Here is a 16616-nt window from a genome sequence, read left to right as displayed (position 1 = left end):
CCGCGCGCAGCTCCATCTTGGCGCTCGCCTGGATCCGGTTGCGCGTGGCCTCGTCCGCCTTGCCCGCGATCTGGACGACGATGTTGCGGCCGCCCTCGGTGGTGATGTCGGATTCCCCGACACCCGACGCGTCCACGCGCTGACGGATGATCTGCGCGGCCTGGGTGAGCTGGTCCGCGTTCGGATCCTTGCCGTCAGCGGTCTGCGCGCTGAGGATGATCTGCGTACCGCCCTGCAGGTCCAGGGCCAGCTGGGGCGTCCAGGAGCTCTTGCCGAAGCCGTACACGCCGAGCGCGTTCAGGCCGAAGAGCACGCCGATGGCGATGAGCAGGCCGAGCAGGACCCGCCAGGCGTGCTTGACGGGAGAAGACGATGCCACGAAGGTTCTTCGCTTTCTGAGGGGGACGGTCTGTCCGGAGGGACGGTCGTGCGCCGCGCGCGGACCGCGTCAGTTCTTGTCGTCGGCCTCGCGCTCCAGGCGCGCGCGGGTCTCCTCGGCCGACTCGATGCGGATGTCCTTGGCGCGCTCGTCGAGCGGAGTCTGCGCATCCAGCGGGGTCTGCTCGTCGAGCGGCGTGTGCGTCTCCTCGACGGCCGGCGCGTTCTGCTCCTCGTCGACGATGCGCAGGATGGCCTGCGAGTGCACCTCGATGACCACGCCGGGCGCGATCTCGACGCGGGCGGGGCGGTCCAGGTTCTCGGCATCGAACTCGACGATCGTGCCGTAGATGCCTCCCTGCAGCAGCACCTTGGCGCCGGGGACGGTCTGCGTGGCCTTCTTCTCCTGCTCCTCCTTCATGCGCTTGTTGCGCCGGCGGGTGGAGAACACCATGAAGACGAGCAGGATGGCCAGGACGAAGAACAGACCGTACTGCGAGAAGAAGGTCGCGAGATTCATGCGAAGAGGTGCCTTTCGGGGCGCGCGCCGGCGGTGGGTGCGCAGAAGGGTGGGGACAGTCGAAGTCTCCAGCGATTATAGGTCATCGAACAACGCGGCCCCCTCGGGGTGCCCGACGCCGAGATGCGCGTACGCCTCCGGCATCGCGATGCGCCCCCGGGGCGTGCGGCCGAGGAAGCCGATCCGCACGAGATACGGCTCCACGACGCTCTCGATCGTGTCAGCCTCCTCGCCCACCGAGACGGCGAGGGTGCTGAGGCCCACGGGGCCGCCGCGGAAACGGCGCACGATCGCGTCCAGCACCGCTCGGTCCAGGCGATCCAGGCCGATCCGGTCGACGTCGTAGAGCTCCAGGGCCGCCTTCACGTCCTCGACCGAGGCCGAGGATCCCCCGCCGTGCACGAGCGCGTAGTCGCGCACGCGGCGGAGCAGTCGATTGGCGATGCGAGGGGTGCCGCGCGAACGCCGGCCGATCTCCGCCCGCGCCACGGCGGGCACGCCGACCCCGAGGACGATGGCGGAGCGCTCGACGACCCGCTCGAGCTCGTCCGCCTCGTAGTACTCGAGATGCGCGGTGAAGCCGAAGCGGTCTCGCAGCGGGTTCGGCAGCAGCCCGGAGCGCGTGGTGGCGCCCACGAGCGTGAACGGAGCGAGTTCGAGCGGGATGCTCGTCGCCCCGGCGCCCTTGCCGACCATGATGTCGATGCGGAAGTCCTCCATCGCGAGGTACAGCATCTCCTCCGCGGAACGGGCCATCCGGTGGATCTCGTCGATGAACAGCACCTCCCCCGGAGTCAGGCTCGACAGCAGCGCGGCGAGGTCGCCGGCGTGCTGGATCGCGGGACCGCTCGACATGCGCAGCGGCCGCCCGCTCTCGTGCGCCACGATCATCGCCAGCGTCGTCTTGCCGAGGCCGGGAGGGCCGGACAGCAGGATGTGATCGGCCGGCCGGTCCTGGATCCGCGCGGCCTCGAGCAGGAGCTTCATCTGGCCGCGGACCTTGTGCTGGCCGACGAACTCGTCGAGGCTCGCCGGGCGCAGCGCGCCCTCGATCGCGAGCTCGACCTCGTCCACCGCCTCGCCGGAATCGTGGAACTCAACCACGGGCGGCTCCGCCCTGGGCGGGTCCGAGGGTCGCGAGGGTGCGACGCAGCAGGAGCGCGACAGATCCGCGTTCGGTCTCGCTCGCCTCGGTGGCGCTCCGCTCCGCGGCTTCGGCGGCCACGCGCTCGGACCAGCCGAGGCCGATGAGGGCCGCGATCAGCTGGGTGCTGATGTCGTCGGGGATCGATGCCGCAGAGGGCGCCGCGGCCGGCGCGTGCAGCTTTCCCGTGAGCTGGACGACGATGAGCTTGGCCGTCTTCGGCCCGATCCCGGACACGCGGCGGAACGGGGCGTCGTCGTCCGCGGCGACGGCCGTGGCGATCTGGTCGACGGAGAGATGCGAGAGCACCCCCAGGGCGGACTTCGGGCCCACTCCCGTGACGGAGATCAGGTGTCCGAAGACCTCGAGTTCGGCGGCATCCGCGAAGCCGTAGAGCGACAGGGCGTCTTCGCGCACGATCAGGGACGTGTGCAGCCGCAGCTCGTGGCCGACGCGGGCGGTGTGCGCCACATCGCCGGGCACGGCGACCGAGAAGCCGACTCCTCCGACCTCGATGATGACGGAATCCGTGCTCGCGGACAGCACGGTGCCACGCAGGGAGGAGATCATGAGAGCAGTCTACGCACGTGCTCGTATGTATGTTCGAGCGACACGCTCCGCGTCGGCCCACGCCTTCTGCGCGGGAGTCTGCGCCTCGCCCCCGCCCGCAGCGCCCGCCGCACCGGATCCGCGCCATGCGTGGCAGAGCGCGATCGCGAGAGCATCGGCCGCGTCCGCCGGCTGCGGCGGCGCGTCGAGGCGCAGGATGCGCGCGATCATCGCCTGCACCTGCTTCTTGTCCGCGGAGCCGTAGCCGGTCACCGCTGCCTTGACCTCGCTCGGCGTGTGCGTGGCGGCGGGGAGCCCGTGCTCGGCGGCGATGAGCAGCGCGACACCGCTGGCCTGCGCCGTCCCCATGACGGTGTGCGTGTTCTGTTGAGCGAAGACGCGCTCCACGGCCACCGCATCCGGTTCGTGCTCCGCGATCACCGCACGGATTCCCGCGGCGACCGCCGCGAGCCGCTCCCCGATCGGGGCGTCCGGCGGCGTGCGGATCACGCCGACATGCACGAGCGTGCCCCGGCGCATCGGATCGACGTCGACCACGCCGACGCCGCAGCGCGTGAGGCCGGGGTCGATGCCCAGAACCCGCCGTACTCCCGTCATCCCTCCAGGCTAGGCGCGGTTCCGCCGCTCGGCGCCGAGGCGCGCGGCCAGCCCATCGCCGACTGCGCCTGGTCCATGAACGCGCTCTTGGCCCTGGTGTAGTCGTCGTAGTCGGCCGCGTCCGCGTTCTCCTCTGCGAGATGCCGCTTCAGACGCTCGTACTGCATCCTAGCCGCCGGATCCACGCGCAACCAATCGCGGAAGGAGACCACGAAGTCGGCGAACGGCGAGTCGGCCCGGCGGATGTGCAGGATGAGCCCCTGCGCGGATCCGTCCTGGTCGAGCTCCCGGAAGTACAGCAGCTTCTCGTGATGGCGCGGATCCGATCCGGGGCGCGGGATGTCGACGTCGACTCCCGGGGAGTCGGGGCGGGAGCCCCGCGCCCTCTCGAGCAGGAGCGGCCCGAGCGCCGTGCTGACCGCGCGTTCATCGGGGATCGCCGGCACGAGGACCTGGAGATCCAGGTACGGCTTGGCGGCCAGCCCCGGCACGGCGGTCGAGCCGATGTGCTGAAGCTCCGCGGCGGGGAGTCCGGCCTGGACGAACGCGTCATGGATCCGCCGGATCCAGCGCGAAGCGGCCGATGGCCACGCCGGATCGTACGGGACGATCTCCGGCGCGGCCATCGAAGGGTCTCTCGCTGCTTACTCGTCGTTCTCGAGCTCGGCCTGGACCTCGGCCGTCAGGTCGAAGTTCGCGTAGACGTTCTGCACGTCGTCGCTGTCCTCGAGCGCGTCGATGAGGCGGAATATCTTGCGCGCCGCATCGGCGTCGATCTCGACCTTGAGGTTCGGGACGAACTCGACATCCGCCGACTCGTACTCGATGCCGGCCTCCTGCAGCGCGGTGCGCACCGCGACCAGGTCGGAGGCGTCGGTGATGATCTCGAAGCCCTGCGCGTGCGGCTCGATCTCCTCCGCGCCCGCCTCGAGTGCCGCCATCATGACGTCGTCCTCGGTCGTGTTCTCGCCATCGACGACGATGACGCCCTTGCGGGTGAAGTTGTAGGCGACGCTGCCGGGGTCGGCCAGCGTTCCGCCGTTGCGGCTGAGCGCGGTGCGCACCTCGGCCGCCGCGCGGTTCTTGTTGTCGGTCAGACACTCGATCATGAGCGCGACGCCGTGGGCGCCGTAGCCCTCGTACATGATCGAGGAGTACTCGACCGACTCTCCGCCGATGCCCGCACCGCGCTTGATGGCGCGGTCGATGTTGTCCTTCGGGACGGAGGTCTTCTTGGCCTTGAGCACCGCGTCGAAGAGCGTCGGGTTGCCCGCGAGATCGGCGCCGCCGAGCTTCGCGGCGACCTCGATGTTCTTGATGAGCTTGGCCCACGACTTCGCACGGCGCGAGTCGATGACGGCCTTCTTGTGCTTGGTCGTGGCCCACTTGGAATGCCCGGACATATGTCTCCCGCTCGTATCAGCCCCGCGGTCCATCCCGCCAGGGCATCGTCCATTCTAGAAGATCCGCGCTCGGGGCACCGACGAACAGGGCGCAGAACAGGGAGATCACGCCGCGACGGCCGACCTCCGCGCCGCGACCAGCTCCAGGAAACGGGCGTGCAGCCGCGTCTCGCCGTTCATCTCCGGGTGGAAGCTCGTGCCGAGCAGGTTGCCCTGCTGCACGGCCACGACACCGCCGTCCGGCAGCGCCGCGATCGCCGTCGCACCGGGGCCTACCCGGGTGATGAGCGGCGCCCGGATGAACGTCGCGTCCACCGGCTCGTCGATCCCTGCGACCGCGAGCGTCGTCTCGAAGGACTCCACCTGCCCGCCGAAGGCGTTGCGGGCGACGGTGACGTCGAGTCCGCCGAAGGTGAGCTGGCCGTCGATCGCCCCCTCGATCTCGTCCGCGAGCAGGATCAGCCCCGCACACGTGCCGTACACGGGCAGACCGTCGGCGATGAGCGCCCGCAGCGGCTCGCGCACGCCGAAGATCCGGGACAGCTTGTCGATCACGCTCGACTCGCCGCCGGGGATCACCAGCCCGTCGAGCCCGTCCAACTGCTCGGGGCGGCGGACGGGAACCGCCTCCGCCCCGAGCGAGGTGAGGATCGCGGCGTGCTCGCGCACATCGCCCTGCAGCGCGAGCACGCCGATCCGCACGGGTGCTGTCACCAGCCGCGCTCCGCGAGGCGGTGCGGTGCGGGCAGGTCGGACACGTTGATGCCGACCATGGCCTCGCCGAGCCCGCGGGAGACCTGCGCGATCACGGCGGGGTCGTCGTAGGCGGCGGTCGCCTTGACGATCGCGGCGGCACGCGCAGCCGGGTCGCCGGACTTGAAGATGCCGGATCCGACGAACACGCCGTCGGCGCCGAGCTGCATCATCATGGCGGCGTCCGCGGGAGTCGCCACTCCCCCGGCCACGAACATGACGACGGGAAGCGCGCCCTTCTCGGCGACCTCGGCGACCAGCTCGTAGGGCGCCTGCAGCTCCTTGGCCGCGACGTAGAGCTCGTCCTTGGGAAGCGTCGTCAGGCGTGCGATCTCGCCACGGATCGTGCGGATGTGCTTCATCGCCTCGGAGACGTCGCCGGTGCCGGCCTCGCCCTTGGAGCGGATCATCGCCGCACCCTCGGTGATGCGGCGCAGCGCCTCGCCCAGGTTGGTGGCACCGCAGACGAAGGGCACCGTGAAGCCCCACTTGTCGATGTGGTTGACGTAGTCGGCGGGCGAGAGCACCTCGGACTCGTCGATGTAGTCGACGCCGAGCTCCTGCAGCACCTGCGCCTCGACGAAGTGGCCGATGCGCGCCTTGGCCATGACAGGGATCGACACGGCGGAGATGATGCCGTCGATCATGTCGGGGTCGCTCATGCGCGACACGCCGCCCTGTGCGCGGATGTCCGCGGGCACCCGCTCGAGCGCCATGACGGCGACGGCGCCGGCATCTTCGGCGATCTTCGCCTGCTCCGGGGTGACGACGTCCATGATGACGCCGCCCTTGAGCATCTCGGCGAGGCCGCGCTTGACGCGACCGGTTCCGGTGGTCGATTCGGGTGCAAGTTCTGTCATAGGACAGATCATACGCTGTCTGCAATGCAATCCGAGACCGTGCAGACAGTGGCGTGACCCCCTCATTCCAGGTGAGAGGATCGAGGGATGCTGAAGGTGCTCTCCATCCAGTCCGCCGTCGCGTACGGCCATGTCGGCAACTCCGCCGCAGTGTTCCCGCTGCAGCGCATCGGCGTCGAGGTGCTCCCCGTCTACACCGTGAACTTCTCCAATCACACGGGTTACGGCGCCTGGCGCGGCCCGCTGATCGCCCCCGACGACGTGCGCGAGGTCATCACCGGCATCGAGGAGCGCGGCGTGCTCGGCGAGGTCGACGCGGTGCTGAGCGGCTACCAGGGCGGCGAGGGCATCGGCGACGTGATCGTCGACGCCGTAGCCAGGGTCAAGGCCGCCAACCCGAACGCGGTGTACGCGTGCGACCCCGTGATGGGCAACGCCAAGTCCGGGTGCTTCGTCGCCGCCGCCATCCCCGTGCTGCTGCGCGACAAGGTCGTACCCGTCGCGGACATCATCACCCCGAACCAGTTCGAGCTGGGCTTCCTCACGGACACCGAGCCGGACACGCTCGAATCGACGCTCGCCTCGGTCGACGCCGCCCGCGCGATGGGCCCGAACACCGTGCTCGTGACCAGCGTCGAGCGCCCGGACCGCGAGGAGGGCACGATCGAGATGCTCGCCGTGGACGACAAGGGCGCCTGGCTGGTCGCCACGCCGCACCTGCCGATGAAGGCGAACGGATCCGGTGACGTCACCGCCGCTCTCTTCACGGCGCACTACGTGCGCACCGGGGACGCCAAGGCCGCCCTCGAGCTGACCGTGTCGAGCGTGTTCGAGCTGCTCGCGCTCACCCTCGAGTCGGGCGAGCGCGAGCTGCAGCTCATCCCGGCGCAGGAGGCGTACGCCAACCCGCCACGGCAGTTCGAGGCCCGACAGGTGCGCTGACCGCCGTTCCTTCCCGGCGGTCGTCGAGCGAAGGTCGGCTTCACCGTCCTCGCTCAACGACCCCGGGGAGAGTCTCAGGCGGGCCAGGCCGCCGCGACGGTGTTGCGCACGTCGCCGAGCAGCTGCGGCAGCGCCTTCGTCTTCGCGATGATCGGGAAGAAGTTCGCATCGCTGTTCCAGCGGGGCACGACATGCTGATGCAGATGCGCGTCCACCCCGGCGCCGGCGACGGCGCCCTGGTTCATCCCGATGTTGAAGCCGTCGCAGCGCGAGGTCGCCTTCAGCACGCGCATCGCGGTCTGCGTGAGCGCGCCGATCTCCGCGACCTCCTCCGCCGTCGCCTCGTCGTACGTCGCGATGTGGCGGTACGGGCACACCAGCAGGTGTCCGGAGTTGTACGGGAAAAGGTTCAGCAGCACGTACGCCGTGTGTCCCCGAGCGACGATCAGCCGCTCCTCATCGGGGTGCTTCGGCGCCTCGCAGAACGGGCACTCCTCGCGCAGCGGCTCCGGTCCCGCCTGGATGTACGTCATCCGATGCGGCACCCAGAGGCGCTGGAACTCATCGGGGACGCCGACCAGGCGCGCGGCGTCTTCCAGCTGCGTGTCCTGAGCGGCGCCCCCGTCGAGCGTCATGCCAGGTCGCCCGCCGTCTGGATCAGCACGTGGCTCTCGATCGCCCGTCGCACGCGGTCGACGGCCTCGGCGAGCGGCACGCCGTTCTCCTGAGTGCCGTCGCGGAATCGGAAGGACACCGTGCCCGCGGCCCGGTCCTGCTCCCCCGCGATGAGGATGAGCGGGACCTTGCCCGTGGTGTGGTTGCGGATCTTCTTCTGCATGCGCTCGTCTGAGTGGTCGACCTCCGCGCGGACGCCGGCCTCGCGGAGCGCCGCGACGGCGTCATCGAGGTAGTCCGCGAACTCGTCCGCCACGGGGATCCCCATGACCTGCACGGGCGAGAGCCACAGCGGGAAGTCTCCGGCGTAGTGCTCGAGCAGGATCGCGAAGAACCGCTCGATCGAGCCGAACAGCGCGCGGTGGATCATGATCGGGCGCTTCTTCTGCCCGTCCTTGTCGGTGAACTCGAGGCCGAACCGCTCCGGCAGGTTCGGGTCGACCTGCACCGTGGACAGCTGCCACACGCGACCGATCGCGTCGGTGGTCTTCAGGTCGATCTTCGGACCGTAGAAGGCCGCCTCGCCCGGAACCTCGGTGAGCTTGAGCCCGGAGGCCAGCGCGACGTTGCGGAGCGCATTCGTCGAGTAGTCCCAGAACTCGTCGGATCCGATCCACTTGTCCTTCTCGTCGTCGCGCATCGAGAGCTCGAGCTCGAAGTCGCTGAGACCGAAGTCGCGCAGCATGGAGAGGATGAATTCGAGGACCTTGGTGACCTCGGCCTCCAGTTGATCCGGCGTCACGAACAGGTGCGAGTCGTCCTGGGTGAAGCCGCGCACGCGGGTGAGCCCGTGCAGGGCCCCGGACAGCTCGTTCCGGTAGACGGTGCCGTTCTCCGCGAGCCGCAGCGGCAGATCGCGGTAGCTCCGCGCCCGCTCCTTGTAGATCAGGATGTGCATCGGGCAGTTCATGGGCTTCAGGTAGTAGTCCTGCCCCTGCTTCGTGACGTGCCCGTCCTCATCGCGCTCCTCGTCCATCCGGATCGGCGGGAACATGCCGTCGCGGTAGGTGACGAGGTGGTTGGAGGTGAGGAACAGGTCCTCCTTGGAGATGTGCGGCGTGTACACGTAGTTGTACCCGGCGGCGATGTGCCGGCGGCGCGCGTGCTGCTCCATCTCGCCGCGGATGATGCCGCCGCGCGGATGCCAGACCGACAGGCCGGATCCGATCTCGTCGGGGAAGGAGAAGAGGTCGAGCTCCTTGCCCAGGCGACGGTGGTCGCGCTTGGCGGCCTCCTCGAGGCGCTGCTGGTACGCGCGCAGCTCGTCCTTGGTCGGCCAGGCCGTGCCGTAGATGCGCTGCAGCTGCGGGTTCTTCTCGGATCCGCGCCAGTAGGCCGCGGCGATGCGGGTGAGGTCCCACCCGTTGCCGATCATGCGGGTGCTCGGCAGGTGCGGGCCGCGGCAGAGGTCCTTCCAGACGACCTCGCCGTCCTTGGCGACGTTGTCGTAGATGGTCAGTTCGCCCTCGCCGACCTCGACCGAGGCGCCCTCGGTCTTGTCGGCGCCAGGGCCCTTGAGACCGATGAGCTCGAGCTTGAACGGCTCGTCGGCGAGCTCGGCGCGCGCCTCGTCGTCGCTGACGACGCGGCGCACGAAGCGCTGGCCCTCGCGCTGGATCCGCTGCATCTCCTTGGAGATCGCCTTGACGTCCTCCGGGGTGAACGGGGTGTCCACTCCGAAGTCGTAGTAGAAGCCGTCGGTGATCGGCGGGCCGATGCCGAGGTTGGCCTGCGGCTTGATGCGCTGCACCGCCTGGGCGAGCACGTGGGCCGTGGAGTGGCGCAGGATCGCGAGGCCCTCGGGGCTGTCGATCGTGATGGGCTGCACGTCGTCGTCCTCGTTCACGACGGCGGCGAGGTCCTTCTGCTGCCCGTTGACGAGCATGGCGACCACGGAGCGGTCGCTGAAGGGGCCGTTCGCTCCGTAGAGCGCGAAGCCGTCGCAGGGGTAGGACGGCAGTTCAGGGGCGGACGCAGGGTTCTCAGACAAAGGAAGTTCTCCAGTTTGGCGATGGTCTCGGCTCAGCTTCGGGCGCGATCGCGCCCTGCCCGCTCAGGCCCTGAGAGTTCGCGTGCCGGCGACCGCGACCGCGGTCGCGTGCGTCAGCCGGGCGAAGTCCATAGGTGAATCCTACGCCGCCCGCCCCGGCGCTCCGTCCACGGCGCGGCTCAGCGCCTGGTCCAGGTGGCGCTGCGCGAGGCGCCATCCCCCGGCTTCATAGGCGACCACGACGAAGACGGGACCCGCGAGCACGACCAGCAGGCACGCCCACAGCGGGAGCCCGGCGAACGCCAGCAGTATGCCGAGAAGGGGCAGGATCATCGCGATCGCGTGCAGGGGCAGCCCCTTCATGAGCGAATGCACCAGATAGGAGTGCAGCAGCGAGATCGACACCATGAAGACGATCACCGGGACCGCGATCATCAGGATCACGACGGGTGTCGCGAGCGGGTGCTCATGCCGATAGGCGTATCCGATCGTGTGCAGACCCGCGCCGACGGCGGCGACGCTCGCGAAGATGAACGCGTGGCCGTAGCCCCACACGAACGATCGGCTCCGGTGCACGGCGAGGATCGGGCCGGACGGCATCATCGTGTACGACCACCACAGGGCGAAGGTCATCGCGACGCCGGCGCCGATCACGACGACGGCTTCCCCGGACCAGCCCTTCTCGTGGGACACCTCCTGCGCGGCGGCGAGCGTGCCGATCACGGTCTCGCCCAGCGCGATGATCGTCAGCAGCGAATACCGCTCGGCGATGTGGTGCGGGTGCCAGGGCGTACCGCGCCGCGCCCCCTGGCCCTTGCGCTCGGCCACGATCGGCCCGCCCAGCTCGATCAGCCAGCACGCGGCGGAGGCCGCGAACGCGGCGCCGAGGGGCAGCGGAGCCCACGCCACGACGATCCAGCCGATCTGGGCGACGGCCACGAACAGGACGTAGGTGAGCGCGTGCCGACGGTACGCGGGATCGCGCGATGCGCGGAGCCACTGGGCGAGGAGCCCGACGCGCATGACGATGTACCCCGACACCATGACCCGGTTGTCGAAGGCGCCGTCGCTCTCGAGCGACCCGAACATCGTCGGCAGCCCGATCGCGAGTACGATCACACCCGCCATCTGCACCATCGTGAACACGCGGAACAGCCAGTCGTCCGTGTCGAATGCGGAGGCGAACCAGGAGAAGTTGATCCACGCCCAGATGATCGCCGCGACCGCGAACGCGAAGGCCCCGACCGCCGCTCCCCCGTGTCCGGCATCGACGCCCTGCGCCAGCTGCAACCCTGCGACGCCGAACGCCGCGGCGAAGACCAGGTCGTAGAGGGCCTCGAGCGGCGTGGCCGCACGGTGCTCCTCATGCTGTGCGCGCCCGCGCATCGGACTCAGCCCGTGCCGGTACCGCTCGACCGCGTTCGTCATGCTCTCCCCCAACCTATGGAACACCCAACCCCTTGGATGTGCAGCGTCCAACCTAGCGCGACCCGGGATCCGCTCGACGGCGGCGGCGTTCGAGGAGTGCGAGCGCTGCGGAGACCGCCTTGATGACCGGGATCTCGCCGAACCGGTAGTCCTCCGCGCGGATGAGCCTGCGGGCCAGATCCGGACGTCGCGCGCGCAGCAGTCCTCTGGCGCGTTCGGCGTGCAGCGCGTTCGAGACGATGGCGATCTCTTCCGCATCCTCGAGCAGAGGAATCGAGTTCCGGATGTTCTCCTCCGTCGAGCGGCTCTGCGCCTCCAGGAGGATCCGTCCGGGAAATCCCTGAGCGACGGCGTAGCGGGCGAGGATCTCCGCTTCCGGCTCCGGCCCTCGCACCGCACCGCCGGAGAAGACCAGCACATCGTCCTCGCCCCGGAGCGTGCGCAGGGCGGCGCGCACCCTGAAGCGGTTCACCGCATTGGCCCGCGCACCGCGGTTGCCGTATCCCAGCACGAGCACGGTGCGCCAGGCACCGGCCCGGCCTGTCTCGAGGCCCCGCCGGCTCGCTCGCTCCGAGACGACTTCGCCCCAGAGCAGGAAGGCGAGCACCATAAGTGCTCCCGCCGCCGCGGGCACGAGAAGAAGGGACTTCCGCATGCGCTCCAGGCTAGACACTCGCATCGACGATGCTCCGCAGAACCCCGGATACGACAAAACCCCCGGGGGAACCGGGGGTTTCTCTGTGCGCGATACTGGGATCGAACCAGTTACGCTATCTCGCGCGCACGCGCGCGGATATAGGTGAGTCTACCCCGTGATTATGCCGCTCACGGTACGCTGTAGGTATCAGGAATGATCAATCGTGATCACGAGATACGGTGCAAGTACGGTGCGCACCGTTTGGCCCGAGGAGATATCGCCATGACCACCGCCACGACCACGAAGAAGCGCAAGCGCCGCGAGACGTTCGGACAGATCAAGAAGATGCGCTCGGGACGGCTCCAGGCGTCCTACATCGGCCCCGACGGGATCCGCCACAACGCGCCCACGACGTTCGACACGCTGACGGACGCCCGGGCGTTCCTGTCCGGCATCCGCACCCGCATCGCCGCCGGGACATGGAGATCTCGGGCCGATGAGAAGGCCGAACGCGAGCGGCGCGACGTGCTGTTCAGCGTGTTCGCGGAGGACTGGCTGACCAAGAGGTACAACGTGCGCGGGGAGCGCCTGAGGGCCACGACGGAGGCTGAGTACCGGCGCCTGATCGCGGGCCCTTTGGCAGCGTTCGCGGACATGACCATCCCGGCGATCACGAAGGCCGCCGTCATGGACTGGCACGCTGCGCAACTCGGCACTGGCCGCAAGACGCAGACCGGGCGCGCATACTCCCTGCTGCGCTCGATCATGCAGGCCGCCGTAGATCGCGAGTTGATCCCCGGGAACCCCTGCCAGATCAAGGGTGCTGGCTCCACCTCGACCGAGAAGGCCGTGAAGCCGCCGACCGCCGACGAACTCGCCATCATCGTCGCCAACCTGCCCGAGCGGTACAAGGCGATGGCGCTGCTCGCCGCGTGGAGCGGGCTCCGCTACGGCGAGTTGACGGAACTCCGCCGCAAGGATGTCCGGATCACCCGGAAGCATGACCGCGTCGTGCTGATCACCCTCCACGTGTCGCGGGCCGTGACGCACGTGACCGGCAAGGGCGCCATCGTCGGCAAGCCGAAGACCGCCGCGGGCATCCGCGACGTGAAACTGCCGAACGTCTCCGGGCTGTACGCCACCGTGATCGCGCACCTCGCCAACCACGTGATCGCATCGCCCGATGCCCTGTTGTTCCCCTCGGCGGGCGATCCGACTGAGCACATGCGGCAGTCGTCCCTGGCGCGCGTCTGGATGCGGGCACGCGAGAAGGCGGGCCGGAAGGATCTCCCCTGGCACGGGCTCCGGCACTACGCGGCATCGGCGTACTCGGCTGCCGGGGCCACCCAGGTCGAAGTCATGGAGCGCCTGGGGCAGGCTTCCCCCGGTATCGCGCTCCGGTACACGCACGGCACGGGCCGCGAGGATGCCCTGCTGGAGAAGATGTCGTCTATCGCCTGACATTCTCCGAACACCCGTTAGCAATTCCTGCTGGCGGGCGTTCAGCGTTCCCGGCGGACGCGAGGAGAGCATTCAGCCGGTCTGCGGCACGACAGATCACGGAAATGTCACGGCTGTTTCGGCTCGGATAGAACTCCCTGGTCACGGGCTATATCGTCTCACAACGTATTTGCATTGTGCAGATAGGGACACGCCGTAGCCGTGCGCACTCGCTTGATCAGCGATAGTCATTGGTGCACAATAGGCATCACGAATTAAGCGCTGCTGGTGTCAAGGGCCGGGCGAATTGTCAACATCCCGACGATTCGAGGCCCCTCCATGGCATCCGCCAGCACCACACCCGATGAGCCCGTCTGGCTCTCCATCCCCTCCGCCGCTGCACGGCACGACGTGAGCGTGCTGACGCTCCGGCGCATGATCTCCCGCGGTGAACTCCCCGCCTCTCGCATCGGCCCCCGCGGGGGCTACCGCATCCGCGTCTCCGACCTCGACGCCATGATGCGCCCCGTGCGCATCCCCGCGAAGGGCTGAGCCGTGTTGATCTCTACCCGCGAGGCAATCGATGCGGTGACAGCTGCTCTCGCCGCGCGCGGCACGGTCCGACCCATCGACGGCCCGACCGATCACCACCTGTTCACGGTGCTCCGCGATCTCGATGCTGCCGACGGCGACGTGCTCACGCTGTCGCTCATCGACGTGCCCGTCGATCTCATCGAGTCCACGGTGCGCATGCTCCCCTCGCGAACTGCTGCGCGTGCGCTCCAGGCCGCCCGGCTCATCGCTGCGCTCGCCGAGATCGAGCGCTACGCGAACGGCGATCCCGGCGAGGTGATCACGGCATGATCCCGACGCGCGAAGAGATCGACGCCTTCCTGCTCGCCGTGATGCGCGACCGCGGGATGCAGTACGGGCACCGCGACATGCGAGTGCTCGATGCCGTGATGTCCCGCCTCGGCGAAGCCGGATTCTGCTGGCACCCGTTCCGCGACATCGCCGACGCTGCCGGAGTCTCGCTCGATGCCCTCGAACGGAGCGTGCGGCGCTGGAGCGGCATGGGTGATGAGCCCCCCGTGCTGGTGCGGATGGAGGCACGCTCCGGACCGCGCGCCGTCCGGCGTCACGTGCTGCTGTACTGCCCGCGGCTGACCGGCATCACGGCACCGGACGGGCTGGGCTTGCTCGAACTCTGCGACCTGCCCGACTGTGAGCCGACGCTGACAATCGCACGTGGCGCGGAAATCGCGCCACGGCTCGGGAGCAGGGAACCCGAGGTGACGCGATGAGCAACCGCGGAACCCTCCCGATGCCCCGCGATCCCTACTCCGGAGCCGTGCCGCGGAAAACGCGCCACGTAGAGGCGACCACCTCGCTCACGCTCGGCGGGCGCCTCTCCGAGGCATCTCACGACCCAGCCGGAGCCGGATCCACGCCGGACGCGAGCGGCGTCCTGACACACCGAATCGACCACGACGCTGCCGCTCCCACATCGCCGCTGCCGCCCTCCGCCCTTCGGGCTCCGGTTGCCGTCGATGAGCCCTGCCGAACTCCCAGCCGCCTCGACCCGATGGAGATCCCGGTGCATCATGCCCGCTCGCTCGCTGACGCTCGCTCGCTCGTACGCGCGAGGCACGGTCGCATCGCCACGGATTCGCACAGAACGGGCCACAGGGCCGCCTAGAACCTCATCCGGGCATCCCGGGAGGTCCACGAAGATCCCAGGCCCTCAGATCGCATTTCTCGCATCCCCCGCACGAAGGACACACCATGAGCCCGATCACCGCCACCCCGTCCGGCATCCGCTGGTCCACCACGTACGCCCGCAGTACCACCTATGGCGCCATCCACTCCCGGCTGCGACGCACCCGGGGGCGTGCTGCGGGGTATGCCTGCACCGCCGAAGGATGCGACCGCCCGGCCCGATACTGGTCCTGGGACCGCCGTGGACCGTCCAGGACGGGCCTGAACGCCGACGGCAGGCCCGTCGTCTGGGGAACCGACATCGCGACGTACAGCCCCCGCTGTCCACAGCACGCCGCGTTCATCGATCACGGGGGCACCGATACCCGCTGCCCGTTCGGGCACGACCGCGCCACCGCAGGGCGCAAGCACACCGAGTGCCGCGCCTGCCACCGGATCCGCAACCGCACCCGCTACAGGAGGAACCGCATGAACGCTCAGGCACCCGACGTCGCCGCCGCCATCCAGACACTCGACTTCCCCGACCTCGTCGCGTTCCTCGACGGCCTCACGTTCGGGGCGTACGCGGCCCTGGTCCCCCACCTGTCCACCACGACCATCCGCCGACTGTTCGACCACTACGCCGCCCTGGAGACGCCCGCATGACCGCCGTGCGAACCCCCGAAACGCCTGAACCGGCTCGTGCTGCGGCCTCGGGCTCCGAAACCCACGGAAACGATGCGCGCGCGCGTGTGCGCGAGCCGTTCAAGCCGGGCAACACGGCTGCGGTGACGCATGGCGCCTACTCGGCGAGCAAGGTCGCGGAGGTGGCCGAGGAGATCGAAGCGCAAGCGATGGACGCATTCCCGCTGCTGAGCCTCGACAAGTTCCGGTGGGCGCGTCGGTCATGGGCTCACGCTGAGGCCCGCTGTCAACTGATCCGCGCCGACCTCGACTCTGTCGGGCTGAAGAACCGTCGTGGCACCTACCGGGCATCGCTGCTCACGCTGCTGCACGCCGAGGAACGTCGCGCGGAGAAGGGCCGCAACGCGCTCGGGCTCTCGCCGGACAGCATCGCCCGCATCGTCATGAACCTGCGTTCGGCTGGGACCGCCGTCCTGAGCCCCGATGAGCAGAAGGAGATCGGGCTGTGAGGCGCCTTCACCGGGCCGCCCACGATCTCGGCGTCAGCGTGGCGCCGCGCTACGACGGGCCGCCCGAGTACACGTCCCCCACGCTGTTCCGCGACGCGCTCGCCGAGCGGAACCGGCTCCCGGCGGCGCTCCGGCGACCGGGCTACTACGGGGAGGATCCGCTGCGGCGGGCCATCGCCCCGCTGGTCCGCTCGGAGCCCGGATCGCTCCCCCGCATCATCGCCCTCGTCGCGTGGTACTTCGAGGATCCGGCGGCTGAGGGCTGGCTGATCGACCGGCTCGGCGACGAAGAGGCGGGCTGGCTGTACGACTACGCCGAGCAGGTCGCGCAGGCGCACCTGCTGGAGCACGGAGAGGCCGCCGTGCTCGGCGTTACTGATGCAACACCAGGAACCGACGCGGGCGGAGATCCCGATGATCACTGACC

20 protein-coding genes and 1 pseudogene are annotated in these 16616 nt (G+C 69.2%); 8 read left to right on the top strand and 13 right to left on the bottom strand.

Going from position 1 to position 16616, the window contains the following annotated elements:
- The 9 genes and pseudogenes from B7X32_RS09265 to pdxS all read right to left on the bottom strand — a co-directional run.
- Nucleotides 1-379 (bottom strand): annotated as a pseudogene (locus B7X32_RS09265) (protein translocase subunit SecD); the annotation flags it as partial.
- A gap of 69 nt (nt 380-448) precedes the next feature.
- The gene (locus B7X32_RS09260) at nt 449-898 is read right to left on the bottom strand and encodes a preprotein translocase subunit YajC (protein ID WP_292718782.1); all 450 of its coding nucleotides are present in this window, start codon (nt 896-898) and stop codon (nt 449-451) included.
- A gap of 75 nt (nt 899-973) precedes the next feature.
- Nucleotides 974-2002 (bottom strand): Holliday junction branch migration DNA helicase RuvB, encoded by a 1029-nt coding sequence (ruvB, locus tag B7X32_RS09255; protein ID WP_292718780.1) that lies wholly within the window; start codon nt 2000-2002, stop codon nt 974-976.
- Nucleotides 1995-2612, bottom strand: a complete 618-nt coding sequence (gene ruvA, locus B7X32_RS09250; protein ID WP_292718778.1) for a Holliday junction branch migration protein RuvA — start codon at nt 2610-2612, stop codon at nt 1995-1997. The genes ruvB and ruvA overlap by 8 nt, the downstream gene beginning before the upstream one ends.
- A 9-nt stretch (nt 2613-2621) precedes the next feature.
- A complete protein-coding gene (gene ruvC, locus B7X32_RS09245) occupies nt 2622-3209 on the bottom strand; it encodes a crossover junction endodeoxyribonuclease RuvC (RefSeq protein WP_292718776.1) in 588 nt (195 codons plus the stop codon).
- Complete coding sequence (locus tag B7X32_RS09240; protein ID WP_292718774.1) at nt 3206-3835, bottom strand: GrpB family protein; 630 nt, start codon at nt 3833-3835, stop codon at nt 3206-3208. Before B7X32_RS09240 ends, ruvC begins: the two co-directional genes overlap by 4 nt.
- A gap of 18 nt (nt 3836-3853) precedes the next feature.
- Nucleotides 3854-4612, bottom strand: a complete 759-nt coding sequence (locus B7X32_RS09235; RefSeq protein WP_292718772.1) for a YebC/PmpR family DNA-binding transcriptional regulator — start codon at nt 4610-4612, stop codon at nt 3854-3856.
- A 105-nt stretch (nt 4613-4717) separates the two neighbouring features.
- Nucleotides 4718-5326 (bottom strand): pyridoxal 5'-phosphate synthase glutaminase subunit PdxT, encoded by a 609-nt coding sequence (pdxT, locus tag B7X32_RS09230; protein ID WP_292718770.1) that lies wholly within the window; start codon nt 5324-5326, stop codon nt 4718-4720.
- Nucleotides 5323-6225: a pyridoxal 5'-phosphate synthase lyase subunit PdxS gene (gene pdxS, locus B7X32_RS09225; RefSeq protein ID WP_292718769.1), complete on the bottom strand. Its 903-nt coding sequence runs from the start codon at nt 6223-6225 to the stop codon at nt 5323-5325. Before pdxS ends, pdxT begins: the two co-directional genes overlap by 4 nt.
- A gap of 90 nt (nt 6226-6315) precedes the next feature.
- Between pdxS and pdxY the strand changes: the two genes are divergently transcribed.
- A complete protein-coding gene (pdxY, locus tag B7X32_RS09220; protein ID WP_292718786.1) occupies nt 6316-7167 on the top strand; it encodes a pyridoxal kinase PdxY in 852 nt (283 codons plus the stop codon).
- A 74-nt stretch (nt 7168-7241) separates the two neighbouring features.
- Here the strand turns inward: pdxY and B7X32_RS09215 are convergent, their stop codons facing one another.
- The 4 genes from B7X32_RS09215 to B7X32_RS09200 form a co-directional block, all read right to left on the bottom strand.
- Nucleotides 7242-7802, bottom strand: coding sequence for an HIT domain-containing protein (locus tag B7X32_RS09215; protein WP_292718767.1), 561 nt, complete (start codon nt 7800-7802; stop codon nt 7242-7244).
- The gene (thrS, locus tag B7X32_RS09210; RefSeq protein ID WP_292718784.1) at nt 7799-9727 is read right to left on the bottom strand and encodes a threonine--tRNA ligase; all 1929 of its coding nucleotides are present in this window, start codon (nt 9725-9727) and stop codon (nt 7799-7801) included. The genes B7X32_RS09215 and thrS overlap by 4 nt, the downstream gene beginning before the upstream one ends.
- 246 nt (nt 9728-9973) lie before the next feature.
- Complete coding sequence (locus tag B7X32_RS09205; protein ID WP_292718765.1) at nt 9974-11260, bottom strand: low temperature requirement protein A; 1287 nt, start codon at nt 11258-11260, stop codon at nt 9974-9976.
- A gap of 52 nt (nt 11261-11312) precedes the next feature.
- The gene (locus B7X32_RS09200; protein ID WP_292718763.1) at nt 11313-11915 is read right to left on the bottom strand and encodes a YdcF family protein; all 603 of its coding nucleotides are present in this window, start codon (nt 11913-11915) and stop codon (nt 11313-11315) included.
- Between the two features lie 264 nt (nt 11916-12179).
- Here B7X32_RS09200 and B7X32_RS09195 point away from each other — a divergent pair, with 264 nt between their 5' ends.
- The 7 genes from B7X32_RS09195 (at nt 12180) to B7X32_RS09165 (ending at nt 16614) form a co-directional block, all read left to right on the top strand.
- Nucleotides 12180-13358: a tyrosine-type recombinase/integrase gene (locus tag B7X32_RS09195; protein ID WP_292718761.1), complete on the top strand. Its 1179-nt coding sequence runs from the start codon at nt 12180-12182 to the stop codon at nt 13356-13358.
- Between the two features lie 318 nt (nt 13359-13676).
- Nucleotides 13677-13889, top strand: a complete 213-nt coding sequence (locus B7X32_RS09190) for a helix-turn-helix domain-containing protein (RefSeq protein WP_292718759.1) — start codon at nt 13677-13679, stop codon at nt 13887-13889.
- A gap of 3 nt (nt 13890-13892) precedes the next feature.
- Complete coding sequence (locus B7X32_RS09185; RefSeq protein WP_292718757.1) at nt 13893-14201, top strand: hypothetical protein; 309 nt, start codon at nt 13893-13895, stop codon at nt 14199-14201.
- Nucleotides 14198-14641 carry a hypothetical protein gene (locus B7X32_RS09180; protein ID WP_292718755.1) on the top strand — a complete coding sequence of 148 codons (444 nt, stop codon included), beginning with the start codon at nt 14198-14200 and terminating at the stop codon, nt 14639-14641. Before B7X32_RS09185 ends, B7X32_RS09180 begins: the two co-directional genes overlap by 4 nt.
- Nucleotides 14642-15122: 481 nt before the next feature.
- Complete coding sequence (locus B7X32_RS09175) at nt 15123-15701, top strand: hypothetical protein (RefSeq protein WP_292718753.1); 579 nt, start codon at nt 15123-15125, stop codon at nt 15699-15701.
- Nucleotides 15698-16189: a hypothetical protein gene (locus B7X32_RS09170; protein WP_292718751.1), complete on the top strand. Its 492-nt coding sequence runs from the start codon at nt 15698-15700 to the stop codon at nt 16187-16189. Before B7X32_RS09175 ends, B7X32_RS09170 begins: the two co-directional genes overlap by 4 nt.
- Nucleotides 16186-16614 carry a hypothetical protein gene (locus tag B7X32_RS09165; protein ID WP_292718749.1) on the top strand — a complete coding sequence of 143 codons (429 nt, stop codon included), beginning with the start codon at nt 16186-16188 and terminating at the stop codon, nt 16612-16614. The genes B7X32_RS09170 and B7X32_RS09165 overlap by 4 nt, the downstream gene beginning before the upstream one ends.
- The last annotated feature ends 2 nt before the right edge of the window (nt 16615-16616 follow it).

Source organism: Microbacterium sp. 13-71-7 (genome assembly GCF_002257455.1).
Classification (GTDB): Bacteria; Actinomycetota; Actinomycetes; order Actinomycetales; family Microbacteriaceae; genus Microbacterium.
The sequence above is the reverse complement of the archived record's forward strand: the minus strand, read 5'-3'. Positions and strand labels throughout refer to the sequence as shown.